This window comes from Streptomyces sp. MK7 (genome assembly GCF_032658145.1).
GTDB classification, from domain to species: domain Bacteria; phylum Actinomycetota; class Actinomycetes; order Streptomycetales; family Streptomycetaceae; genus Streptomyces; species Streptomyces spiralis.
The window spans coordinates 237,571-260,249 of record NZ_JAVACL010000004.1; the positions used below are offsets into that span (position 1 = coordinate 237,571).

General features: G+C 71.3%; 21 protein-coding genes. 10 read left to right on the forward strand and 11 right to left on the reverse strand.

Features of this window, described 5'->3' with window-relative positions; translation table 11 throughout:
- Positions 1 to 162: 162 nt before the first annotated feature.
- Positions 163 to 1,281, reverse strand: a complete 1,119-nt coding sequence (locus tag R2S09_RS07820; RefSeq protein WP_316740236.1) for a hypothetical protein — start codon at positions 1,279 to 1,281, stop codon at positions 163 to 165.
- Positions 1,282 to 1,467: 186 nt separating this feature from the next.
- Between R2S09_RS07820 and R2S09_RS07825 the strand changes: the two genes are divergently transcribed.
- Positions 1,468 to 2,625 carry a cystathionine gamma-synthase gene (locus tag R2S09_RS07825; RefSeq protein WP_306186153.1) on the forward strand — a complete coding sequence of 386 codons (1,158 nt, stop codon included), beginning with the start codon at positions 1,468 to 1,470 and terminating at the stop codon, positions 2,623 to 2,625.
- 130 nt (positions 2,626 to 2,755) lie between these two features.
- On the opposite strand, the gene R2S09_RS07830 is transcribed toward R2S09_RS07825, so the two are convergent.
- The 3 genes from R2S09_RS07830 to R2S09_RS07840 all read right to left on the reverse strand — a co-directional run bounded on the left by R2S09_RS07830 (position 2,756) and on the right by R2S09_RS07840 (position 4,451).
- The gene (locus tag R2S09_RS07830; RefSeq protein ID WP_306186152.1) at positions 2,756 to 3,004 is read right to left on the reverse strand and encodes a hypothetical protein; all 249 of its coding nucleotides are present in this window, start codon (positions 3,002 to 3,004) and stop codon (positions 2,756 to 2,758) included.
- Between the two features lie 73 nt (positions 3,005 to 3,077).
- Positions 3,078 to 3,578, reverse strand: coding sequence for a sigma factor-like helix-turn-helix DNA-binding protein (locus tag R2S09_RS07835; protein WP_306186151.1), 501 nt, complete (start codon positions 3,576 to 3,578; stop codon positions 3,078 to 3,080).
- A gap of 321 nt (positions 3,579 to 3,899) precedes the next feature.
- Positions 3,900 to 4,451 (reverse strand): MarR family winged helix-turn-helix transcriptional regulator, encoded by a 552-nt coding sequence (locus R2S09_RS07840; protein WP_372337669.1) that lies wholly within the window; start codon positions 4,449 to 4,451, stop codon positions 3,900 to 3,902.
- Between the two features lie 161 nt (positions 4,452 to 4,612).
- On the opposite strand from R2S09_RS07840, the gene ilvA reads away from it, so the two are divergent.
- The 3 genes from ilvA to R2S09_RS07855 all read left to right on the forward strand — a co-directional run bounded on the left by ilvA (position 4,613) and on the right by R2S09_RS07855 (position 7,928).
- Positions 4,613 to 5,842 carry a threonine ammonia-lyase gene (ilvA, locus tag R2S09_RS07845; protein ID WP_306186147.1) on the forward strand — a complete coding sequence of 410 codons (1,230 nt, stop codon included), beginning with the start codon at positions 4,613 to 4,615 and terminating at the stop codon, positions 5,840 to 5,842.
- 266 nt (positions 5,843 to 6,108) lie between these two features.
- Positions 6,109 to 7,074, forward strand: coding sequence for an ATP-binding cassette domain-containing protein (locus R2S09_RS07850; RefSeq protein ID WP_316740237.1), 966 nt, complete (start codon positions 6,109 to 6,111; stop codon positions 7,072 to 7,074).
- Positions 7,071 to 7,928, forward strand: coding sequence for an ABC transporter permease (locus tag R2S09_RS07855; protein ID WP_306186144.1), 858 nt, complete (start codon positions 7,071 to 7,073; stop codon positions 7,926 to 7,928). The genes R2S09_RS07850 and R2S09_RS07855 overlap by 4 nt, the downstream gene beginning before the upstream one ends.
- Before the next feature lie 131 nt (positions 7,929 to 8,059).
- On the opposite strand, the gene R2S09_RS07860 is transcribed toward R2S09_RS07855, so the two are convergent.
- The 3 genes from R2S09_RS07860 to R2S09_RS07870 form a co-directional block, all read right to left on the reverse strand.
- Positions 8,060 to 8,518 carry a hypothetical protein gene (locus tag R2S09_RS07860; RefSeq protein ID WP_316740238.1) on the reverse strand — a complete coding sequence of 153 codons (459 nt, stop codon included), beginning with the start codon at positions 8,516 to 8,518 and terminating at the stop codon, positions 8,060 to 8,062.
- A gap of 75 nt (positions 8,519 to 8,593) precedes the next feature.
- On the reverse strand, positions 8,594 to 9,094 hold the full coding sequence (gene greA / locus R2S09_RS07865; protein WP_306186140.1) for a transcription elongation factor GreA: 501 nt from the start codon (positions 9,092 to 9,094) through the stop codon (positions 8,594 to 8,596).
- A 176-nt stretch (positions 9,095 to 9,270) separates the two neighbouring features.
- The gene (locus tag R2S09_RS07870) at positions 9,271 to 9,669 is read right to left on the reverse strand and encodes a DUF4307 domain-containing protein (RefSeq protein WP_316740239.1); all 399 of its coding nucleotides are present in this window, start codon (positions 9,667 to 9,669) and stop codon (positions 9,271 to 9,273) included.
- Between the two features lie 205 nt (positions 9,670 to 9,874).
- Here R2S09_RS07870 and mca point away from each other — a divergent pair, with 205 nt between their 5' ends.
- Both mca and R2S09_RS07880 read left to right on the forward strand, forming a co-directional pair.
- Positions 9,875 to 10,753, forward strand: a complete 879-nt coding sequence (mca, locus tag R2S09_RS07875) for a mycothiol conjugate amidase Mca (protein WP_306186136.1) — start codon at positions 9,875 to 9,877, stop codon at positions 10,751 to 10,753.
- A 6-nt stretch (positions 10,754 to 10,759) separates the two neighbouring features.
- Positions 10,760 to 11,017 carry a hypothetical protein gene (locus tag R2S09_RS07880; RefSeq protein WP_306186134.1) on the forward strand — a complete coding sequence of 86 codons (258 nt, stop codon included), beginning with the start codon at positions 10,760 to 10,762 and terminating at the stop codon, positions 11,015 to 11,017.
- Between the two features lie 325 nt (positions 11,018 to 11,342).
- Here R2S09_RS07880 and R2S09_RS07885 read toward each other — a convergent pair whose 3' ends face one another.
- Positions 11,343 to 14,546, reverse strand: a complete 3,204-nt coding sequence (locus R2S09_RS07885; protein ID WP_316740240.1) for a tetratricopeptide repeat protein — start codon at positions 14,544 to 14,546, stop codon at positions 11,343 to 11,345.
- Positions 14,547 to 14,706: 160 nt separating this feature from the next.
- Here R2S09_RS07885 and R2S09_RS07890 point away from each other — a divergent pair, with 160 nt between their 5' ends.
- Positions 14,707 to 16,740 (forward strand): thioredoxin domain-containing protein, encoded by a 2,034-nt coding sequence (locus R2S09_RS07890; protein ID WP_316740241.1) that lies wholly within the window; start codon positions 14,707 to 14,709, stop codon positions 16,738 to 16,740.
- Positions 16,741 to 16,779: 39 nt separating this feature from the next.
- On the opposite strand, the gene R2S09_RS07895 is transcribed toward R2S09_RS07890, so the two are convergent.
- Positions 16,780 to 17,523: a Mut7-C RNAse domain-containing protein gene (locus R2S09_RS07895; RefSeq protein ID WP_306186129.1), complete on the reverse strand. Its 744-nt coding sequence runs from the start codon at positions 17,521 to 17,523 to the stop codon at positions 16,780 to 16,782.
- A 33-nt stretch (positions 17,524 to 17,556) separates the two neighbouring features.
- Positions 17,557 to 18,186, reverse strand: a complete 630-nt coding sequence (locus R2S09_RS07900) for a TetR family transcriptional regulator (protein ID WP_316740242.1) — start codon at positions 18,184 to 18,186, stop codon at positions 17,557 to 17,559.
- Between the two features lie 132 nt (positions 18,187 to 18,318).
- Between R2S09_RS07900 and R2S09_RS07905 the strand changes: the two genes are divergently transcribed.
- Together R2S09_RS07905 and R2S09_RS07910 are read left to right on the forward strand one after the other, a co-directional pair.
- The gene (locus R2S09_RS07905) at positions 18,319 to 18,861 is read left to right on the forward strand and encodes a helix-turn-helix domain-containing protein (RefSeq protein WP_316740243.1); all 543 of its coding nucleotides are present in this window, start codon (positions 18,319 to 18,321) and stop codon (positions 18,859 to 18,861) included.
- Positions 18,819 to 19,364 carry an RNA-guided endonuclease TnpB family protein gene (locus R2S09_RS07910; RefSeq protein ID WP_316740340.1) on the forward strand — a complete coding sequence of 182 codons (546 nt, stop codon included), beginning with the start codon at positions 18,819 to 18,821 and terminating at the stop codon, positions 19,362 to 19,364. Before R2S09_RS07905 ends, R2S09_RS07910 begins: the two co-directional genes overlap by 43 nt.
- A gap of 286 nt (positions 19,365 to 19,650) precedes the next feature.
- Here R2S09_RS07910 and R2S09_RS07915 read toward each other — a convergent pair whose 3' ends face one another.
- The gene (locus R2S09_RS07915; RefSeq protein WP_306186126.1) at positions 19,651 to 20,364 is read right to left on the reverse strand and encodes a hemolysin III family protein; all 714 of its coding nucleotides are present in this window, start codon (positions 20,362 to 20,364) and stop codon (positions 19,651 to 19,653) included.
- A gap of 299 nt (positions 20,365 to 20,663) precedes the next feature.
- Between R2S09_RS07915 and R2S09_RS07920 the strand changes: the two genes are divergently transcribed.
- Complete coding sequence (locus tag R2S09_RS07920; protein ID WP_316740244.1) at positions 20,664 to 22,511, forward strand: phosphoenolpyruvate carboxykinase (GTP); 1,848 nt, start codon at positions 20,664 to 20,666, stop codon at positions 22,509 to 22,511.
- The last annotated feature ends 168 nt before the right edge of the window (positions 22,512 to 22,679 follow it).

Here is a 22,679-nt window from a genome sequence, read left to right on the forward strand (position 1 = left end):
ACGCCGGCTCCGGGCGGCCGCGCAGAGCCTGCTCGGGGCTCGGCAGTTGCGGCGTACGGCTGTGCAGGAACATGCGGTCTCCAACCGGGGGTCCGATCTTCAACATGTGGGGGCGCCGGTGAATTCCGGCCGGCGGCCCGTCACGCGTTCCGCGCCGGCGCCTCAGTGCGGCAGCGTCGCCGGGCTGCCGCCGTTCGCCTCGTAGCCCGCCACCGCCAGGGCACGGTAGACCGCGAACTCCGCCGCCGGGTCCTCGGACAGGGTCCAGGGCAGCGCGCCCACGTGGCCGTCGACGCCTATGAGCTGGTTCATGGCCTCCGCCCAGCGCTCGGAGCGCACCAGGAAGAAGATCAGCAGATGGCGGACATGTGCCACGACCGGGTCGCCGGAGGGGGCCGAGTGGACCGCGTGCAGCGCGCCGTGCACCGCCTTGGTCACGACCTCGCTCTGGTAGAAGGTGCTGACCAGGTTCACCTCGGGCAGGTGCTCGAAGACCGCGAACAGGGGCAGCGCCGCCAGCAGCGAGCCCTGCGGCGCGCGGGCCGCCGCCGCCTCGGCGAAGGCCATCGCCAGCTTCCGCGAGCCGTGCCACTTCTCGCACCAGTAGTGCAGCGCCGCCAGGTGCGCGCCCATGTGGACCGGCGCGCGGTCCAGGATCTTCAGCCACAGCTTCTCGAACTCCGGCTGGGAGTAGGCCAGTCCGCGCGCCACCGACAGCTCGACGATGTACGGGACCGGGTCGCCCGGCGCGAGCAGGGCGGCCTGCCCGCACATCTCCCGGGCCTCCTCCATGATGATCCGGAACTCGTCCGTCCCCGGCGTCGCCGTCCGCCATGCCTGCTGCACCAGGAACTCGGCGTGCACCGCCGCACCACCGGGGTCCTTGGGCTGCTCGGCCCGCCACACCCGCAGCCACTGCCCGCCGGGCACCTCGTGGACCCCGCCCGGCCGGTGCCGCAGCTCGAGCGCCGCGGCACCGGCGAAGGCCTGCACCCGCTGCCAGCGCAGCTCGCCCTCCGTCTCCGTACCCGCGAGGAGTTGGGCGGCCGCGCGGTAGTCCTGCGTGCGCTGCACCAGGTCCAGCACGTCCAGCAGGTCCTGGTCGGGGCCCGGCATGCGCACGTCGAGCTCCTCCTGCGGCACGAACCCGTAGTTCGCCGGGTCCGCGGCGTCCGGATGCCCGGGCGGCACCTGCTCGATGACGCCACGCCTGCGCCTGAGGAACGGAAGCAGCACGAAGCCCAGCATGACCAGCGCCACCAGGACCCAGAGAATCTCCATGTCTCAAGCGAACCAGACCGCGCCGACAATTGGCCAACCCGTGCCCCGGGCCTGTGGAAATGGTCTGTGGAAAACTCCCGCGTTCCCGGCTCCTCTCCGCCCGCCCGGGCCCCGCCGCCGCGTGCCGCCACGCTCCGCTGCCCGGCTGTCCGCCACCAGCCCCGCGGGCGCACTACCCTCGGCCCCATGAGCGACAGGCACATCAGTCAGCACTTCGAGACCCTCGCGATCCATGCGGGCAACACCGCCGATCCCCTCACCGGCGCGGTCGTCCCGCCGATCTACCAGGTCTCGACCTACAAGCAGGACGGCGTCGGCGGTCTGCGCGGTGGCTACGAGTACAGCCGCAGCGCCAATCCGACCAGGACCGCCCTGGAAGAGAACCTCGCCGCCCTGGAGGGCGGTCGCCGCGGGCTCGCGTTCGCGTCCGGACTGGCGGCCGAGGACTGCCTGTTGCGTACGCTGCTCAGCCCGGGCGATCACGTGGTCATCCCGAACGACGCGTACGGCGGCACGTTCCGCCTGTTCGCCAAGGTCGTCTCCCGCTGGGGTGTGGAGTGGTCGGTGGCCGACACCAGCGACCCGGCCGCCGTACGGGCCGCGATCACCCCGAAGACGAAGGTGGTGTGGGTGGAGACCCCCTCCAACCCGCTGCTCGGCATCACCGACATCGCCGCCGTCGCCCAGGTCGCCCGGGACGCCGGCGCCAGGCTCGTCGTCGACAACACGTTCGCCACGCCGTATCTGCAGCAGCCGCTCGCGCTCGGCGCGGACGTCGTCGTGCACTCGCTGACCAAGTACATGGGCGGCCACTCGGACGTCGTCGGCGGTGCGCTGATCGTCAGTGACGCCGGGCTCGGCGACGAGCTGGCGTACCACCAGAACGCCATGGGCGGCGTCGCCGGACCCTTCGACTCCTGGCTGGTGCTGCGCGGCACCAAGACGCTCGCGGTGCGCATGGACCGGCACAGCGAGAACGCCGCGAAGATCGCCGACATGCTGTCCCGGCACGCGCGCGTGACGCGGGTGCTGTACCCGGGTCTGCCCGACCACCCCGGTCACGAGGTCGCCGCCAAGCAGATGAAGGCGTTCGGCGGCATGGTCTCCTTCCAGGTCGAGGGCGGCGAGGAGGCTGCCGTCGAGGTCTGCAACCGCGCCAAGGTCTTCACTCTCGGCGAGTCCCTGGGCGGCGTCGAGTCCCTGATCGAGCACCCCGGTCGCATGACGCACGCCTCGGCGGCGGGCTCCGCCCTGGAGGTCCCGGCCGACCTGGTCCGCCTGTCCGTCGGCATCGAGAACGTCGACGACCTGCTGGAGGACCTGCAGCAGTCCCTCGGCCGCTGAGGCCCTGCCGCCAGGTCTCCACCGCCAGGCCGCCACGGCCAGGTCTCCACCGCCAGGCCGCCACGGCCAGGCCCTCCCCAGCGGTCCGCCGGGCCGGCGGCAGCTCCTTCAGGGGCGGCCGCCGTGGCCCTCACCAGTCGCTCACCGGTGGAGTCGTCTGCGACGGCGGCTCCACCCAGGGCCGTACCGTCAGCGCCCACACGGTGAACGCGACCACCGCGGCGAACAGCAGCAGCCACATCGCGCGCCGGGCGAGCGTCCGGCGGCGCAGCAGGCGGCCGCCGCGGCGGACCACGTCGGCGTACAGCTCCGCCGGAACCTGCGGCGGGGTCTGCTCCAGGAGCCGCCGCACGGCCGCCTCACGTTCCACCCGGTTCACGTCCGCCTCCCCTGACTGGCCGCCGCCCGTCCGTTTTCTGGGTCTTCGTGTGCCGCCCCGACTCTGCGCGCCGCTACGACCGGGCCACCTCCGGGTCGCGCACCGCCGGGACGGGGCGCGCGGGCGGGCGGGTGAGCAGGGTGATCGCGCGGTCGCAGATGACGCGCACGCGTTCCGGGGGCAGGCCGAGCAGTGCCGCCGCCTGCTCCTCGGCGACCCCCTCGTACAACCTGAGGACGAGGACGAGGCGTTCCTGAGGGGTGAGGGCGGCCAGGGTGCCGGGGGGCCGGGGCCGGCCGCGGCCCAGGCCGTGCTGGTGCCACGCCTCACGGGCGAAGCGGGCGGCCATGTGCTGGCGGGCGCACGCGTAGGGGTCCTCTCCGCCCAGCCGGTCCCAGCACGCGTACGTCTGCGCGAGGGACAGGGTCAGCAGGCGACACGCGCGCGGGTTGTCGTCCGGGGCCTCCGCGGTGAGCAGTGTCGCGGCATGCAGCAGCCGCCCGGCCGCGCCCGCGACGAACGCCTCGAACTCCCGGGCCCGGCGAACGCCTTGGGACGCCTGCCGTTCCTGCACCGCGCCTCCCGCCAGGGGCGATCCTGAAGAAGCGGGACCCGTCCGCCGTACGGGATGCGGAACCGTGTGCGACAAGGACCCGGTCTCATACCAGGCCAGCAGCGGCCCGTGAGTCAAGAGCCGCGCGCCCATGCCGACGGGACGATCGGCGGAACGCGGCCCGCCGACGGGGCTCAGGACGCCGTCACGGCCCGGGACATCCGGGAGCGCATGGCCTCGTCACGCTCGGGACATCCGGGAGTTCGTGGGGCGTCGTCACGCTCGGGACATCCGGGAGTCCGTGGGGCGTCGTCACGCTCGGGACAGCGGGGAGCTCAGGACTCAGGACGCCGGCGCCGTCTCCGCTCCGGTCCCCGTGCCCGACACCGCCCCTGCCCCCGCCTCCGGCGCCGGCCCGCCGCCCTGGGTGGCCTGGCGGGCCGAGAGGGCGTGGTTGAAGCGGGTCAGGAGCGCGCAGAAGGTCTCCCGCTCCTCCGGCGCCCAGTCGTGGGTGAGCTCCGCCATCAGCTGGCGCCTGGAGGAGCGCACCTCCTCCAGCCGCGACACTCCGCGCGGGGACAACTGCAGCACCACGGCCCGCCCGTCCTCGGGATGCGAGGTGCGCTTGACGAGCCCGGTGTCGACGAGCGGCGCCACCTGCCGGGTGACGGTCGAGGAGTCGATGCCCATGCTCGCGGCGAGTGCCTTGACGCCCATCGGGCCCTCCCGGTCGAGCCGGTTGAGCAGCAGATACGCTGCACGGTCCATGGAGTTGCGCACCTGCCCGACCCCGCCGAGCCGGGTCTGTTCCGCACGGCGGGCGAACAGGGCCACCTCGTGCTGGAGGGTGTCGAGAAGACCGGTGTCACCGACGGTCGTCATGTCCATCGACATTTCAGGTGTTGTGGGCATGGCCGGAGGCTCACTTCTGAAGGGCTGCTGGGTTGGGGGACAGGGTACGCGGCCGGGCCGCAGGTCGTACCGGCGCTGAGCAAACCGGTCCCAGACGTTGGTCACACCGGCCCGTCGTGCTCGTGAACTGCGAGACTTGGCTCATGAGCTATGGCACGGCTGTCTCCTTCCCTCCCGTCACCCTCGACGACGTGCGGGGCGCCCAGAAGATGCTCTCGGGGGTGGCGCGGGTGACCGCGATGGAGACCAGCAGGCACCTGTCCCAGCTGGTGGGCGCGCCGGTCCACCTCAAGTGCGAGAACCTCCAGCGGACGGGCTCGTTCAAGCTGCGCGGTGCCTACATCAGGATCGCCGGGCTGCTGCCCGAGGAGCGCGCCGCCGGTGTGGTGGCGGCGAGCGCCGGCAACCACGCGCAGGGTGTCGCACTGGCGTCGTCGCTGCTCGGGGTGCACGCCACGGTGTTCATGCCGAAGGGCGCCCCGCTGCCGAAGATCAGCGCGACCCGGGACTACGGCGCCGACGTGCGCATGCACGGTCAGGTGGTCGACGAGACGCTGGCCGCGGCACAGGAGTACGCGGCCCAGACCGGCGCGGTGTTCATCCACCCCTTCGACCACCCGGACGTCATCGCGGGCCAGGGGACGGTGGGGCTGGAGATCCTGGAGCAGTGCCCCGAGGTGCGCACGATCGTCGTCGGCATCGGCGGTGGCGGGCTCGCGGCCGGCATCGCGGTGGCGGTGAAGTCGCTGCGCCCGGACGTGCGGATCGTCGGGGTGCAGGCGGTGGGCTCGGCGGCGTACCCGCCGTCGCTGGCGGCGGGGCACCCGGTGGCGATCGAGAACCCGGCGACGATGGCCGACGGCATCAGGGTGGGGCGGCCGGGCGACGTGCCGTTCGGGATCATCGACGAGCTGGTCGACGAGGTGCGCACGGTCAGCGAGGACGAGCTGTCCGCGGCGCTGCTGCTGTGCCTGGAGCGGGCCAAGCTGGTCGTCGAGCCGGCCGGGGCGAGCCCGGTGGCCGCGCTGCTGGGCGATGGCGGCGGTATCGCGGGCCCGGTGGTGGCGGTGCTGTCCGGCGGCAACGTGGATCCGGTTCTGCTGCAGCGCGTGCTGCGGCACGGCATGGCCGCGCAGGGCCGCTACCTGGCCGTTCGCCTGCGTCTGACCGACCGGCCGGGGGCGCTCGCCACGCTGCTCGGGGTGTTGTCAGTGGTCGACGCTAACGTCCTCGATGTGAGCCACGTACGGACCGACCCACGGCTCGGGCTCACGGAGGCGGAGGTGGAGCTGCACCTGGAGACGAAGGGCCCGGAGCACTGCGCCGAGGTCGGTCAGGCCCTGCGCGACGCGGGTTACACGGTCATCGACTGAGCGTCGGGCAGCGGAACACCGAGGTCAGCACCCTCTTCGTCACCCGTTCGGAAAAACCGTTGAGAGACGCGATACATCGCGTTATGGTGTGTCGCACACGTCGTGGCAGTCCGCGCCACCCATGCCATTCGCGCTCCACCGGCATGGACGGCGTCGGTGTCGCCGTGACACACCCGCAGGCCCGAAAATCCCAGGCGCACCAAGGTCAAGGCCTGCGAACCTAGGCTTTTCGACCCTGACCCATCCCCGATGACGTGGAGACTCACATGCCAGGCGCCATCTACGCCGAAGGTCTGGTGAAGACCTTCGGTGACGTAAGGGCTCTGGACGGCGTCGACCTCGATGTCCCCGAGGGCACGGTGCTCGGACTGCTCGGGCCGAACGGCGCGGGCAAGACCACCACCGTCCGCTGTCTGACCACCCTGCTCCGACCCGACAGCGGCAAGGCCGTCGTCGCGGGCATCGACGTGCTCAGGCATCCCAACGAGGTGCGCCGCTCGATCGGCCTGTCCGGTCAGTTCGCCGCGGTCGACGAGTACCTGACCGGCCGCGAGAACCTCCAGATGGTCGGCCGGCTGTACCAGATGCGGGCCAGGGCGGCGAAGGACCGGGCGCAGGAGCTGCTGGAGCAGTTCAACCTCGCCGACGCCGCCGACCGGCCCGCGAAGACCTACTCCGGAGGCATGCGCCGCCGGCTCGACCTGGCGGCGGCGCTCGTCGTCTCCCCGCCGGTGATGTTCATGGACGAGCCGACGACCGGCCTCGACCCCCGCAACCGCCAGCAGTTGTGGGAGGTCATCAAGCAACTGGTCTCCGGCGGTACGACCCTGCTGCTGACCACCCAGTACCTGGAGGAGGCCGACCATCTGGCGCACGAGATAGCGGTGGTCGACCACGGCCGGGTCATCGCCCGCGGCACCTCCGACCAGCTCAAGGCCCGCACCGGTGGCGAGCGCGTCGAGGTCGTGGTGCACGACCGCGAGGACGTCGCCGCCGCCTCCGAGGTGCTGCGCGGCTTCGGCAAGGGCGACACCACCGTGGAGGAGCACACCCGCAAGCTCACCGTGCCCGTCACCGGCGGCGCGAAGCTGCTGGCCGAGGTCATCCGCGAGCTGGACGGCCGCGGCATCGAGATCGACGACATCGGACTGCGCCGGCCCACCCTCGACGACGTGTTCCTGTCCCTGACCGGCCATGCGGCCGAGGAGAAGCCCGAGGAGGCCACCAAGTGAGCGCCGTCGCCGACGCCCTGCGGGTCGCACCGACCGCCAACCCCGTCATCCAGTCCTTCCGGGACTCGATGGTGGTCGCGAAACGCAATCTGATCCGTATGTCGCGGATTCCCGAAATGATCATTTATGGGCTGATCCAGCCCATCATGTTCGTGGTGCTCTTCACCTACGTATTCGGCGGTTCCATGCAGATCGGCGGCAGCACCAGCGCCACCGACTACAAGAACTTCCTGATGGCCGGCATCTTCGCGCAGACCGTCACCTTCGCCACCGCCAGCTCCGGCGCGGGCATCGCCGACGACATGCACAAGGGCCTCATCGACCGCTTCCGCTCCCTGCCCATGGCGCGCGGCGCGGTGCTCACCGGGCGGACCCTCGCCGACCTGGTGCAGACGGCGCTGACCCTCGTCGTCCTCGCCGTGGTCGCCCTGCTGGTCGGCTGGCGCGTCGGGTCGAACGGCGACACCAACGTGGGCAAGGTCCTCGGCGCCTTCGGACTGCTGCTCCTGCTCGGTTACGCCTTCACCTGGATCGGCGCCCTGATCGGCATGTCCGTGCGCACCCCGGAGGCGGCCACGTCCAGCGGGCTGATCTGGCTGTTCCCGGTCACGTTCATCTCGAACGCGTTCGTGGACACCAGCCACATGACCCCGTGGCTGCGCCACATCGCCGAGTGGAACCCCTTCAGCGCCACCGCGCAGGCCTGCCGGGTGCTCTTCGCCAACCCCGGTCAGTCCCAGTCGGACGCCTGGCCCATGCAGCACCCGGTGTGGGCCTCACTGATCTACTCGGTCCTGATCCTCCTGATCTTCCGTACGCTCGCGGTCCGCAAGTACCGCCGGGCGGCCGAGTGATGGTCCCGCGCATCCTGTCCGGGTGAAAGCCCGGACAGGGGCGTGCGGCCGTCGGACGCCGCCGATTGCGGGGCGGCAGCCGCTGTGGGCAAATAGGAACATGTCTGCCGCTCTGGTCCCGGAGGTGCGGATCATGACAGAGACCGGCCTCCGGTGACACCCTCCTCATGACTGCACGGCCGCGCGACGCCCGGCTCGTCCTCCATCCCGGCGGCTGCCGGCACCTTGCCCGGCTTGAACCGGTGGCCGGTCATCCTGGAAGCGATCATGTGCACCATCATCTCGGGCGCGAAGATCTCCTCGTAGCGCCCCGCGATCTCCAGATGGCGGTGACGGTGGTAGGCCTGGAGCATGAACCGGTGCCGGGGGTTGTCCGTGATCTCCAGCAGCCGCTCCACCGCGCCGTTCGTCCTGGTGATGTCCAGCTCGGCATGACGATCCGGCCTCTCCCGTCCCGGCCCCTCCGGCCCGTCGTGCTCGGCGGCGGAACGCCCTCCCAGCATGTGGTCGGTGTCCGTGACCAGCAACTCGAGGGCAGCGGTCGCCCGGCCGCGGTGTGCGCGCTGTCCCGTGCCGGTCACGCCGGTCACGCCGGTCACGACAAAGCCCCCGGTGCGCTCAGCGGGGCGCCGGGGGCTTCGTCGAAGGGGTGTACGCGCGGGTGCTCAGCCCGTGTACGGCTCGGCCTTGAGGATCGTCACCGAGGCCTTCCTGCCGTTCGGCAGCTCGTACTCCGCGTCCTCACCCACCTTGTGGCCGATCACGCCGGAGCCCAGCGGGGACTGCGGCGAGTAGGTCTCGATGTCGGCGCTGGCGTACTCGCGCGAGGCCAGCAGAAAGGTCAGCGTGTCGTCCTCGTCACCGTCGAAGGCGATCGTGACGACCATGCCCGGCGCGACCGCGCCGTCCGCGGACGCCGGAGCCTCGCCGACCTGGGCGTTCTCGAGGAGCTGGGTCAGCTGGCGCACGCGGAGCTCCTGCTTGCCCTGCTCCTCCTTGGCCGCGTGGTACCCGCCGTTCTCGCGCAGGTCGCCCTCCTCGCGCGCGGCCGCGATCTTGGCGGCGATCTCCGTGCGCGCAGGACCAGTAAGGTACTCAAGCTCGTCCTTGAGCTTGTTGTACGCCTCCTGGGTCAGCCAGGTGACGTTCTCGCTGGTCTGGGTCACAGGTGCTCCTCGTCGGTACTGGGAATACAAAGCATCGCCCTACCCAGAAGAATGTTCCCTCATGGATGGGCGAAACCACGAGCCTAACAATTCACCGGGGAAAGGGGGAGGACATAAGCCTCAGAATCACGTCAACGCAGGTCAGTGCCTACGTATTCCGGAGGGCACCGGAGCGTTCAGCCGGCGTGGCAGCCCAGCAGCTCGCCGGTCGTCCCCCGGGACGTCGTACGCAGCGTGAGGACCTTGTCGATCCGCTTGGCGTGCTCGTCGAACCGGAAGTCGGCGCGGCCCACCTCGTCGCCGTCGGCCGCCTGCGAGCGCAGCGTGCAGTAGCCGCGGGTGCCGGCGTCCTTGTGGACCTCCAGATGGACCCGCACCGCGTTGTCCGAGGTCTCGAACGAGACGACCTGTGCGCTGATCTCGTTCTGTGTGACGTAGTGGTAGCCGAACCAGCCGAGCAGTGCGAGCAGGACCGCGCCCAGGACGGCGCCCGTGATCTTGAGCTTGTGATCGGCGCGCTCGTCCGAGGAGCGGCCGTAGCGGCCCTCGGGCAGCCGGGTGCTCGCCGTACGCATGATCGTCCTCTCGGCCGGTGCGGGACACACGTCCCGCGAAGGGCTCGCGGAGCCGTACTCCGGAATTATTCCGCCCCCGATTCGGTCACTATAGAAGCCCCGGCGCGCCCCTCGGCCGCCGCCCCGCAACGACGGACACCCACCGGGGCGGCGCCGGCTCATGCCCGCCGGCACCGGGCACCGACCTGACCTTGAGGAATGAGCCTTGACTGACCAGCTGCGACTGATGGCCGTGCACGCGCACCCCGACGACGAGTCGAGCAAAGGCGCGGCCACCATGGCGAAGTACGTGTCCGAGGGGGTGGACGTGCTGGTGGTGACCTGCACGGGCGGAGAACGCGGCTCCATCCTCAACCCCAAGCTCCAGGGCGACAAGTACATCGAGGAGCACATCCACGAGGTGCGCAAGCGGGAGATGGACGAGGCCCGGGAGATCCTCGGCGTCACTCAGGAGTGGCTCGGCTTCGTCGACTCCGGCCTGCCCGAGGGCGACCCGCTGCCCCCGCTGCCGGAGGGGTGCTTCGCCATGGAGGACGTCGACAAGGCCGCCGGCGAGCTGGTGCGGAAGATCCGCGCCTTCCGCCCGCAGGTGATCACCACCTACGACGAGAACGGCGGCTACCCGCACCCCGACCACATCATGACCCACAAGATCTCGATGGTGGCGTTCGAGGGCGCGGCGGACACCGAGAAGTACCCGGAGGCGGAGTACGGCCCGGCGTACCAGCCGCTGAAGCTGTACTACAACCAGGGCTTCAACCGCCCCCGCACCGAGGCGCTGCACAAGGCCCTGCTGGACCGCGGCCTGGAGTCCCCCTACGGCGAGTGGCTGGAGCGCTGGGAGAAGTCCGGCCACAAGGACCGCACGCTCACCACGCATGTCCCCTGCGCCGACTTCTTCGAGATCCGCGACAAGGCGCTGATCGCCCACGCCACGCAGATCGACCCCGACGGCGGCTGGTTCCGGGTGCCGATGGAGATCCAGAAGGAGGTCTGGCCCACGGAGGAGTACGAGCTCGCGAAGTCCCTCGTGGACACCTCGCTCCCCGAGGACGACCTCTTTGCGGGCGTCCGCCGGCCCTGAGGGACAATGCCTGACATGAGCGCAAGCGCGAGCCTGGCAACGACGCACCTGGTCACTCTGGCCGAGTTCGACAAGGACAAGGTCACCCCCGGCGTCCTCGGCTTCATCGTCTTCGCGGTGATGGCCCTGGCCGTGTGGGGCCTGATGAAGTCCATGAACCGCCACATGGGCAAGGTGGACTTCAAGGAGACCCCGGAGACCGAGACGAACCCGCCCCGCAAGGGCGCCCCGGGAGGCGGCAAGGCCCAGCCCTCCAAGGGCTGACACAGCGGCTCACGCCCGCCTGCTCACCTAGTGCCGCAACAGGGCAACGTTCGCCCCGTCGCGACGCCCGGCATTCCCCCACTGCCTTGACGGCGTGGGAGGTGCCCCCACTCGCCGCACCGGGCACAAGCCCAGGGACGTCCAGTACGAGGGCTTGCACCCGGCACGGCGAGAGCACGCACCGGACGCCGCTCCTTGACGGGCAAACGTCGCCTGCCGCGGCACTGGAGTGCGGTGCCCGTGTCACCCCGCAGGGTGACGTGACGCCACGCCACCCTGCGGCGTGACACGGGTCACGCCGTGCTGCCGTGCCGCGCCCGCGGTCTCACCCCCGCACCCGTGCGACCTCCACCCCCATCACTTCGCGGGCGTGCCGGTCCGGCGCCATGCCCAGACGCCAGGCCTGCCAGCCCGCCTCCAGGTCGACACCGCGTTCCAGCAGCAGCTGGTAGGCGTCGATGTACTGCTCCAGCTTGCCGTCCCGCAGCGCATGACCGGCGCGGGCCAGAGCGGACAGCTCCTCCTGGGCGACCGCCGTGCCGACCTCCACCCCGCCGGGCGCCGCGTACGGCAGCAGCGTGCAGCGCAGGAAACGCGCCCAGTCCTCGCCGCGGCGGTCGCCGTAGGAGGCGAACAGGGCCAGCGCCTCGTCGCACAGGCCCAGCGCCTGCTGGGTGCGGGCGTTGCCCGCGTCCACCACGGCCAGCTCCAGACACGTCCAGGCCTCGCCGTGGGCGACACCGATCCGCTGGAAGTCGGCGCGCGCGTCGGCCAGCAGTTGGCGGGCGAAACCGGAGTTGCGCAGGGAACCCGTCTGCGCCGCCCGCTGATCGCGGGTCACCCGCGCCGAGTGGTGGCGGGCGCACGCCAGCCCGTAGACGTCCCGCATCCGGGAGAACATCGTGCGGGCCCGCTCCAGCTCGCGCACCGCCCGGTCCAGATCGCCGGTCTCCTCCAGGGCCTGGCCCAGGTGGTACAGCGTCCACGCCTCGCCGCGCGCGTCCTCGTTGTCACGGTGCCGGGCCGCCGCCCGGCGCAGCCCGTCCACCGCCTCGGAGCCGTCACCGGCCACCAGCCGGGCCCGCGCCAGCTGCGTCAGCGCCCACGCCTCGCCGCGGGCGTCACGCGTACGGCCGTAACGGTCCAGGGCCTGCGCCAGATCGGCCTCCGCGCGCTCCACCTCACCCAGTCGCAGCGCCAGCTGGCCCAGCTGGAAGTGGGCCCACGCCTCACCGTGCACCGAGTCGCCCTCGCGGTGCAGCACCAGCGAACGCGTCAGCAGGTCCAGCGCCTGGGTCAGGTTCCCCCGGTCCCGTTCCACCGCCGCGAGCGCGTGCATCGTCCACGCCCGGTCCGTCGCCAGCTCCTCGGCCGCCTGGAGCTCCAGGGCCTCGCGCAGCCTGGCCGCCGCCTCCGTGAGATGGCCCTGATGGTGCAGGGTGATCCCCAGGGAGTTCAGCGCGCGGGCCGCGCCCGCGTCGTGATGGGCCTGCATGTACAGATCCACCACCGACGTCAGCGTGGTGCGCGCCTTGTCCAGCTCGCCCAGCTGACGGGCCGCGATACCGGTGCGCCACTGCACCGAGCGGACCAGCAGCCCCTGGTCGACGGCCTGCGTCAGCTCGCTGATCTCACCCAGGCGGTACAGGTCGCCGCGCAGCAGGCAGTAGTCGCACAGCGCGCCCAGCAGATGCAGCACGGCCGCCTGGTCCACGCCCTCCGCGTGCTTCAGGGCCGCCGTGATGAAGCTCGACTCGTCGTCCAGCCAGCGCAGCGCCTCGTCCAGCGAGGTGAAGCCGTGCGGGCTGAAGCGGTCCGAGCGGGTCGAGTTGTTGCCGTCGACCAGGCGCAGTACCGAGTCGGCCAGCTCGGCGTAGTTCCCGATCAGCCGCTCCTGCGCCGCCGTACGCTCGTCGGGGTCCTCCTCGTCCAGCAGCCGGGCGTGGGCGAAGTCCCGCACCAGGTCGTGCAGCCGGTAGCGGCTGCCCCGCACATGGTCGATCAGGCCCGCCCGGGCGAGTTCCGCCAGCCGGCGGGACGCCTCCTCCTCGTCCGTGGCCAGCAGCGCGGCGGCCGCCGCCGCGCCCAGCGAGGTACGGCCCGCCAGCGCGAGGCGGCGCAGCAGCCGCCGGGCCGGCTCCGGCTGGTCGGTGTAGCGCAGCCACAGCACCCGCTCGACGGGCTCCACCGGCCCGTACGCCCCGAGATCCGTGGCCAGTTGGCGGGGCGAGCGCGGGCCGAGCGAGGAGCCCGCGATCCGCAGCGCCAGCGGCAGCCCACCGCACAGCCGGCGGATCCGCTCGGCGGACTCCGCGTCGTACGGCCCCGAGACATCCTGTGCCGCGGCGCCCAGCAGCTCCTCCGCGCCCGCCTCGTCCAGGGCCTGGACAGGCAGCTGGTACACCCACGCCGGCAGCTCGGCCGGCAGCCGCAGCGGTCTGCGGGCCGTCACCAGGACCAGGCTGTCGGAGCGCTCGGGGATCAGGGCGCGGACCTGCTCGGCGTCCTGGGCGTCGTCGAGCACGATCGTCACCGGCAGGCCCGTCAGATGCTGGTCGTACAGCTCGCCCAGCCGCTTGACCTGCTGGTCGGCGGGGGACCGCTCACGGAACAGCAACTGCTCGCGGGGCGCGCCGAGCCGGTTCAGCAGATGCAGCAGGGCCTCGCGGGTGGTCAGCGGCGCCTCCTCCGTGTTGTCCCCGCGCAGGTCGACGACGACCGCGCCGCGGAACTGGTCCTTGAGGTCGTGGGCCGCCCGGACGGCGAGGGTGCTACGGCCCGAGCCCGGCGCGCCGTGCAGCACGACGACCGTCGGCCGGGTCTCGCTGCTGGCACGGGCCGCCTGCACCCACTGCCGGATCCGCGCCACCTCCTGCCGCCGTCCGGCGAACACGCCGTCCGGTTGCGGCAGTTGACCGAAGGACTGTTCCAGCACGTTGCGCCTGCGGGCTGCCGCGCTCTTGTCCGTGCCGCGCAACCGGGGCGCCGCCTTCTTCGGCGCCGTGGAGGCGGTGAGCACGCGTTGCTGATCGAGGAAGGGACGGATCCCGCGCACCTCCAGCGCGGTCAGCCACTGCAGCCGCAGCTGCTCGGTGCCACCGGGCTGACCGGCGGCGCCCGCCCGGTGGTGGGCCGCGGGCAGATGCGCCGCGGTCACCTTCACGACGGTGGCCGCCGCGCCGGCCACGCCGGCCACGGCGCCCGCGCCGACGGCGGTACCCGGGCCGGTGCCGAGGGCGGCATCGGCCACGGCGGCGGCGAACGCGGCGACGACCGCGACCATCAGAGTGGTCCCGGCACCCTCGCGCGCATACCGCTGCGCGAAGGTGAGCTGCCCGGCCGCCGCCTCGTCCAGTGCCCGGGTGTACGCCTCGTACTCCTCGGCCGCCGGCTCGGCGAGGGTCTCCAGGGCCGCCCGGGCCCGTGACAGCAGCACCCCGCCGTCCACCCGGCCGCCCGACCGCCGCACCTCCTCCTCCACGGCGCGAGCCAGCAACCGCTCGGCCTCCACCCGATGCCCGTCCCGCATGAACCGTCCCCCTCCGGCGACAACTCCTGTGCCTACGAGTGTCCTTCGCGCCATCCACGAACGCGAGAGGGCGACGATCACGGCGGTGGAGGCGGTCCGGTACCGCCCGGCGGCGATCACGTTCCGTGCCTGGCCGGTGCGGGTGAGGCAGGATGGGGGTATGCCGAACCGACTGGCTCATGAGACGTCTCCGTATCTGCTCCAGCACGCCGGGAACCCGGTCGACTGGTGGCCCTGGTCAGGGGAGGCGTTCGAGGAGGCGCGCAGGGGGGACAAGCCCGTGCTGCTGAGCGTCGGGTACTCCAGTTGTCACTGGTGCCATGTGATGGCACACGAGTCCTTCGAGGACCAGGGCACCGCCGACTACCTCAACGAGCACTTCGTCAACATCAAGGTGGACCGTGAGGAGCGGCCCGACGTCGACGCCGTGTACATGGAGGCGGTGCAGGCGGCCACCGGGCACGGCGGGTGGCCGATGACCGTGTTTCTGACGCCGGAGGCGGAGCCGTTCTACTTCGGTACGTACTTCCCGCCCGAGCCCCGGCACGGCATGCCGTCCTTCCTGCAGGTGCTCCAGGGCGTGCGGCAGGCCTGGGAGACCCGGCGGGAGGAGGTCGGCGATGTCGCCGGGAAGATCGTGCGGGACCTGGCCCAGCGGGAGATCGACTTCGGCGGGACCCGGACGCCGGGCCCGGAGGAACTGGGACAGGCGCTGCTCGGGCTGACCCGTGAGTACGATCCGCAGCGCGGCGGATTCGGCGGGGCCCCGAAGTTCCCGCCGTCCATGGTGCTCGAGTTCCTGCTGCGCCACCACGCCCGCACCGGCTCCGAGGGGGCCCTGCAGATGGCCCGGGACACCTGCGAGCGGATGGCCCGCGGCGGCATCTACGACCAGCTCGGCGGCGGCTTCGCCCGCTACTCCGTCGACCGCGACTGGGTGGTGCCGCACTTCGAGAAGATGCTGTACGACAACGCGCTGCTGTGCCGTGTCTACGCCCACCTGTGGCGCACCACCGGTTCCGGGCTCGCGCGCCGGGTCGCCCTGGAGACCGCGGACTTCATGGTCCGTGAACTGCGCACCGGCGAGGGCGGCTTCGCCTCGGCGCTCGACGCCGACAGTGACGACGGCACGGGCAGGAATGTGGAAGGTGCCTACTACGTCTGGAAGCCGGAGCAGTTGCGCGACGTCCTCGGTCCGGAGGACACCGAACTCGCCGCCCAGTACTTCGGGGTGACCGAGGAGGGCACCTTCGAGCACGGAGCCTCCGTGCTTCAACTGCCGCAGCAGGAAGGCGTGTTCGATGCCGAGCGGATCGCCTCCGTGCGTCGCCGGCTGCTCGCCGCGCGTGCCGAGCGGCCCGCCCCGGGCCGGGACGACAAGGTCGTCGCCGCCTGGAACGGGCTGGCGATCGCCGCCCTCGCCGAGACCGGCGCGTACTTCGACCGGCCCGACCTGGTCGAGGCCGCGGTCGGCGCGGCCGACCTCCTCGTGCGGCTGCACATGGACGAGCACGCCGGGCTGTGGCGCACCAGCAGGGACGGGCACGTCGGCGCGAACGCCGGGGTACTGGAGGACTACGCCGACGTCGCCGAGGGCTTCCTGGCGCTGGCGTCGGTCACCGGCGAGGGCGTCTGGCTGGACTTCGCGGGCCTGCTCCTCGACCACGTCCTGGCCCGGTTCACCGACCCGGAGTCGGGTTCCCTGTACGACACCGCCGCCGACGCCGAGAAGCTGATCCGCCGGCCCCAGGACCCCACCGACAACGCCGCCCCCTCCGGCTGGACGGCGGCCGCCGGCGCCCTGCTCGCCTACGCCGCCCACACCGGCTCGGAAGCCCACCGCACCGCCGCGGAGCGGGCGCTGGGCGTCGTGCGGGCGCTCGGCCCGCGCGTGCCGCGCTTCATCGGATGGGGGCTCGCCGTCGCCGAGGCGGCGCTCGACGGGCCGCGCGAGATCGCGGTCGTCGGCCCCTCGCTCGCCGACGAGGCCGCGAGGGCCCTGCATCGTACGGCACTTCTGGGCGCCGCCCCCGGTGCCGTGGTCGCCTACGGCGTCCCCGGCAGCGACGAGTTCCCTCTGCTCGCCGACCGGCCCCTCGTCAACGGCGCGCCGACGGCGTACGTCTGCCGCGACTTCACCTGCGACGCGCCGACGACCGACCCGGAGCGGCTGCGGGCCGCCCTCGGCGGCTGACGCGGTCGAAACGGCCGGCGCGGCTCACACCGGCCGGTGTCAGCCGCGGTCCGCGTCCGCGTCCGCGTACTCGGTGAGCGCGCGCCGCACGATCGCCTCCAGCTGGTCGTGGTGGGCGCCCTTCCAGTAGGCGCGTCCGCAGGAGCGGCACTGGGCGAAGACGTCGTACGTGCGCTGAGTGCCGTGTTCCAGCTGGTCGGCGACCTCTTCCTTGGTGACCTCCTTCAGCAGGCCGTTGCAGGCGGTGCAGCGGGTCCAGGGCCGCAGCTCGGGGTGGAAGCGGTCGAGGACGTCGCGGAGCTGCTCGTCGGGGCGGGTGCTGTAGACGAAGGCGCCCGCCCACGGTTCGCGGCGGCGCAGCAGGCCCCGGTCGCGGCTGAGCATGACCCGTTTCTCCGCCGCCGAGCGGGCGGCGAGCGCCGCGTCGCCGATGTCCGTCGACTCGTACGCCGTGTCCACGCCGAGCAGGCGCAGGCGGCGGGCGAGGGTGCCGAGGTGGACGTCGAGGAGGAAGCGGAGGGGAGCGCCGGGAACCTGCTGGGGGCGTTCGACCGGCCGCACCGCCACAAAGTCACCCGCGGCCGGGACGTACGACGGCGGCACCTGGCGGCCGTCCACCACCAGCGCCCCGACCTCGGTCAGCGGCACGCCCAGCGACTCCACGACGTGGCCGAGGGAGGAGACGCCGTCGGTCGGGACCTCTCCGGCTCCCCGGCGCCGGCCGTTCGGGAGGAAGAGGGCCAGCTCGGGGGCGAACTCGACATGGATCTCGGGACCGTTCACCCGGTCAGGATGTCACGGACGGGGCCGTGGGGCTCAGGCGTTCTTGGTGGGCAGGCCGTGTTCCAGGACGTCCAGGGCGCGGTCCACGAGGTCGCTCAGTTCGCCCTGGAAGCCGGTCTCGGCCCAGTGCATGTAGACCTCCATCAGGCCGCCGGTGAGGGACATGGCGTAGACGCGCACGTCGAGGCTGTCCGGGTCCAGTCCGGTGCGTTCGGCGAGGGCCCCGCGGAGCATCCGCCCGGTCTCCGACATGCTCTCGACCATCCGGGAGCGGACGGCCGGGACATGGATCCCGAGGTGCGCCCGCATCCGGACCGCCTCGGGATCCTCCGCCATCATCGCGTCGAGGGACATGCGGAGCACGTGCCGCAGGGAGTCCATCCAGGGCTCGTCGGCGGGCCGGGTGCGCAACTCCTCCAGCATCAGAGGGTCGTACTCGTCCGTGAGGACGATGTCCTCCTTGGTCGGGAAGTAGCGGAAGACGGTCGACGGCGACACCTCGGCCCGGTCGGCGATCTGCTCGATCGTCGTGGCGTCGTACCCCTGCTCCCTGATCAGCGCATACGTCGCGTCGCGGATCGCCTCGCGGGTCTTGATCTTCTTGCGCTCACGAAGTCCCAGCTGGGGGCGGTCGGCGGGGGGAGAGGTACGTGGGGGCGTCATGGAGCCATTGTCTGGCATCGGCGGTGGGCGGATCCGGGAAGGGCGCTATGGCTCGAACTGGCGCCTGGTCGAAAAGGGCAGTTTCAGCTGAATGTGATCTTTCAGGTGAGTTTGCCCTACCAGGCTCGTACGGTGTTCGACGTGCAGCTTCGTTACCAGTACCGCGTCACCCCGACACCCGGCCAGTGCCTTCGCGCGGCCAGGGTGTTCGGGTGCCGACGCGTGGTCTGGAATGATGCCCTGGCGATCCAGAAGCCGCGCAAGGCGTCGAACAAACTGCTCGGAAGCCCGAAGGGCCGCCTTGCCGAGGGCCCGTACCAGCAGATCCCGAAGAGCGCCGAGCTGGGCAAGAAGCTGATCACTCAGGCGAAGGCGACCGCAGACCGGGCGTTCCTCTCGGACTGCCCGGTCGGTGTGCTGCAGCAGGCGCTACGGGACTTGGACGCGGCGTGGAGGGCGCATGAGGACTCGAAGACCGGCAAGCGCAAGGGGTCCACGGTCGCCCCGCCGCGGTTCAAGTCGAAGAAGGACCACCGGCAGACCGCCCGGTTCACCCGCTCCGATCGTTTCTCGATCACCAGGGCATCGATCTGGGCCTTACGCGGTTTGCCGTCCTCGCGGACGGTTCGCACATCGCCTCGCCGAAGTACCTACGGCGCGCGGAGAAAAAGCTAAAGAGGCGGCAGCGCGAGCTATCGCGCAAGCGGAAGGGTTCGAAAAACCGAGACAAGGCGCGGATCAAAGTCGCTCGCGCGCACGCCGCCGTAGCTGACGCTCGCCGGAACTTCCACCACCAGTGGTCCCACGGGCTGACGCGCGACAACCAAGCCGTCTGTGCGGAGACCTTGGATGTGAATGGACTGGCGCGTACATGGCTGGCCAAGAGCGTGCACGACGCGGGCTGGGCGCAGTTCCTGGCGTTCTGCGAGTACAAAGCGGCCCGGCGTGGCCGGGACTTTGTTCGGGTCGCCCGGGACTTCCCCAGTTCCCAGACGTGTTCCGCCCGCGGCTTCCGGGACGGCCCCAAGCCGCTGCACGTGCGCACCTGGACCTGCCCGGCCTGTCAGGTCCGGCAGGACCGGGACTGGAATGCGGGTAAGAACGTTCGACATGAAGGCCGCCGCATGCTCGCGGTGACAGCACCACCCACCCCAGGACCTGGGGCCTTGGGCCGGTAACGGCGCAAGTGAACGCCTGCGGAGCGCACGTAAGACCAGGGCATGCCGTGGCAGCGCGCGCAACCCCCGCTTTCGGTGGGGAGGAACCAGGAACTCATCCGAAGCCGATGAGCACCCACTCGGGGTGACCGTCGGCAGGCGGAGAATCCTCGGCCAGCAGGTCGCAGGAGGAGGTCAAGTTGAGGATCGTCGTGTCCGACGCTGAGCCGCGGGCGGTCGACGAAAAGGCCACGGCTCGTGCGAGCCGTGGCCGGGAGGGGCGTGAGGGGCCGGAGGGTGCGGAGGGTCAGGCGTGCTGGTACGCGACCAGGGAGATCCCCACGTAGTGCACCACGAAGGCCGCCAGCGTGAAGGAGTGGAAGACCTCGTGGAAGCCGAACCAGCGCGGGGACGGGTTCGGGCGCTTGATGCCGTAGACGACGCCGCCCGCGCTGTAGAGGAGTCCGCCGACGATCACCAGGACCAGGACCGCGATGCCGCCGGAGCGCAGGAAGTCCGGCAGGAAGAACACGGCCGCCCAGCCCATCGCGATGTAGCAGGGGGTGTAGAGCCAGCGCGGGGCGCCGACCCAGAAGACGCGGAAGACTATGCCGGCCAGGGCCGCCGCCCAGATCCCCCACAGCAGCCACTGGCCCTTGGCACCGGGCAGGAGCAGCAGGGTCAGCGGCGTGTAGGTGCCCGCGATGATCAGGAAGATGTTCGCGTGGTCCAGGCGCCGCAGTACGCCGCCCAGGCGCGGGCCCCAGTTGCCCCGGTGGTAGAGCGCGCTCACCCCGAACAGCAGGCATGCGGTCAGGACGTAGACGCCGCAGGCGATCCGGCCGCGGGTGGAGTCGGCCAGCGCGGTGAGCACCAGGCCCGCTATGAGCACGGCGGGGAACATGCCCAGGTGCAGCCAGCCGCGCAGCTTGGGCTTGACCGGGTGCGGGAGGGAGAGCGCCGCCGGACCGCGGCCACCGGCCGGCTTGTCCAGGGGCGCGTCGGAGGCGGACGCAGTCATGCGGGGCATCGTACCTACGTCACCGTAAGTCGGGTGTGAGCGCGCAGCGTGAGCGGCCGATGATCGCGTAGAGGCCCCGGAACGCAAAAAGTCCTTCTGCTGAACCCAAGGTGGACGCAAAGAACCACGGAAACCGTGGCCTTCCTCACGTTGCTCACCTGTGCGGCCCTCTGGACAGATGGGCGCAGTAGTCGGATGATCAAATGAGTGCGGTCGGCACCGGATGAGCGGCTGCGAAGCATCCGGGTCGAAGCCCCCACGGGGCGAACAAGACAAAAACCCCTCATTTAGGAGCGATCGTGGCGCGCGACATCGCGGCTCCCCCCGTCATTCCGACCAACCACCAGGACCTGATCTCATGGGTCAACGAGATCGCGGAACTCACGCAGCCGGACAACGTGGTCTGGTGTGACGGATCCGAGGCCGAGTACGACCGACTGTGCGAGGAACTCGTCCAGAAGGGCACGTTCAAGAAACTCGACCCGATCAAGCGCCCCAACTCCTACTACGCGGCCTCGGACCCCTCGGACGTGGCCCGCGTGGAGGACCGGACGTTCATCTGCTCCGAGAAGGAGCAGGACGCCGGACCCACCAACCACTGGAAGGCCCCCGCCGAGATGCGGGAGATCTTCCAGGGCACGGACGGCAAGGGCGGGGTCTTCCGCGGCTCGATGAAGGGCCGGACGATGTACGTCGTCCCGTTCTGCATGGGACCGCTGGGCTCCCCGCTCTCCGCGATCGGCGTCGAGATCACCGACTCCGCCTACGTCGCCGTGTCCATGCGCACCATGACCCGCATGGGACAGCCGGTCCTCGACGAGCTCGGCGACGACGGCTTCTTCGTCAAGGCCGTGCACACGCTCGGCGCCCCGCTGGAGCCGGGCCAGGAGGACGTCCCCTGGCCGTGCAACTCCACCAAGTACATCTCGCACTTCCCCGAGAGCCGCGAGATCTGGTCCTACGGCTCCGGCTACGGCGGCAACGCGCTGCTCGGCAAGAAGTGCTACGCCCTGCGCATCGCCTCCGTCATGGCCCGCGACGAGGGCTGGCTGGCCGAGCACATGCTGATCCTCAAGCTCACCCCGCCCACCGGTGAGTCCAAGTACGTCGCCGCCGCCTTCCCGAGCGCCTGCGGCAAGACCAACCTCGCCATGCTGGAGCCGACGATCTCCGGCTGGACCGTCGAGACCATAGGCGACGACATCGCGTGGATGCGGTTCGGCGAGGACGGCCGCCTGTACGCGATCAACCCCGAGGCCGGCTTCTTCGGCGTGGCGCCCGGCACCGGCGAGCACACCAACGCCAACGCCATGAAGACCCTGTGGGGCAACTCCGTCTTCACCAACGTCGCCCTCACCGACGACGGCGACGTGTGGTGGGAGGGCATGACGCCGGAGACCCCGGCCCACCTCACGGACTGGAAGGGCCGCGACTGGACCCCGGACTCCGCCGAACCCGCCGCCCACCCCAACGCCCGCTTCACCACCCCCGCCGCCCAGTGCCCGATCATCGCGCCCGAGTGGGAGGACCCCAAGGGCGTGCCGATCTCGGCGATCCTGTTCGGCGGCCGCCGGGCCAGCGCGGTGCCGCTGGTGACGGAGTCCTTCGACTGGAACCACGGCGTCTTCCTCGGCGCCAACGTGGCCTCCGAGAAGACCGCCGCGGCCGAGGGCAAGGTCGGCGAACTGCGCCGCGACCCGTTCGCCATGCTGCCGTTCTGCGGCTACAACATGGGCGACTACATGGGCCACTGGATCGAGATGGGCAGGACGGCGGCCGCCCGCGACGGCGACGAGTCCAAGCTGCCGAAGATCTACTACGTCAACTGGTTCCGCAAGAACGACGAGGGCAAGTTCGTCTGGCCCGGCTTCGGCGAGAACAGCCGCGTGCTGAAGTGGATCGTGGAGCGCCTGGAGGGCAAGGCCGAGGGCGTCGAGACCCCGATCGGCATCCTGCCGGCCAGGGAGTCGCTGGACACCGACGGCCTGGAGCTGTCCGAGTCCGACCTGGAGTTCCTGCTCACGGTCGACAAGGACGTCTGGCGCGAGGAGGCCGCCCTGGTCCCCGAGCACCTGAACACCTTCGGCGACCACACCCCGAAGGAGCTGTGGGACCAGTACCGGGCGCTGGTCGAGCGCCTGGGCTGAGACCCCGCCATCCGCGTCGTCCCGGGCGGCCGCCCGGGTGACACGAACTCCGCGGCCGGCCGCGACGTGCCCTGACCTGCGATGTCGCTCCGGTCGGCCGCGGCGTGGCCAGGCCCGGCAGGGCCTCAGGGGCCGGATACGCACAACGGCGTGCGCGTCCGGCCCCTT

Coding starts and splice junctions, on each gene's coding strand:
- R2S09_RS07870 (WP_316740239.1), bottom strand. CDS start 9,669: ATGCGTACGGCGAGCACCCGGCTGCCCGAGGGCCGCTACGGCCGCTCC.
- ilvA (WP_306186147.1), top strand. CDS start 4,613: ATGAGCTATGGCACGGCTGTCTCCTTCCCTCCCGTCACCCTCGACGAC.
- R2S09_RS07880 (WP_306186134.1), top strand. CDS start 10,760: ATGCCTGACATGAGCGCAAGCGCGAGCCTGGCAACGACGCACCTGGTC.
- R2S09_RS07890 (WP_316740241.1), top strand. CDS start 14,707: ATGCCGAACCGACTGGCTCATGAGACGTCTCCGTATCTGCTCCAGCAC.
- R2S09_RS07915 (WP_306186126.1), bottom strand. CDS start 20,364: ATGACTGCGTCCGCCTCCGACGCGCCCCTGGACAAGCCGGCCGGTGGC.
- R2S09_RS07820 (WP_316740236.1), bottom strand. CDS start 1,281: ATGGAGATTCTCTGGGTCCTGGTGGCGCTGGTCATGCTGGGCTTCGTG.
- R2S09_RS07840 (WP_372337669.1), bottom strand. CDS start 4,451: ATGTCGATGGACATGACGACCGTCGGTGACACCGGTCTTCTCGACACC.
- R2S09_RS07825 (WP_306186153.1), top strand. CDS start 1,468: ATGAGCGACAGGCACATCAGTCAGCACTTCGAGACCCTCGCGATCCAT.
- R2S09_RS07885 (WP_316740240.1), bottom strand. CDS start 14,546: ATGCGGGACGGGCATCGGGTGGAGGCCGAGCGGTTGCTGGCTCGCGCC.
- R2S09_RS07850 (WP_316740237.1), top strand. CDS start 6,109: ATGCCAGGCGCCATCTACGCCGAAGGTCTGGTGAAGACCTTCGGTGAC.
- R2S09_RS07900 (WP_316740242.1), bottom strand. CDS start 18,186: ATGACGCCCCCACGTACCTCTCCCCCCGCCGACCGCCCCCAGCTGGGA.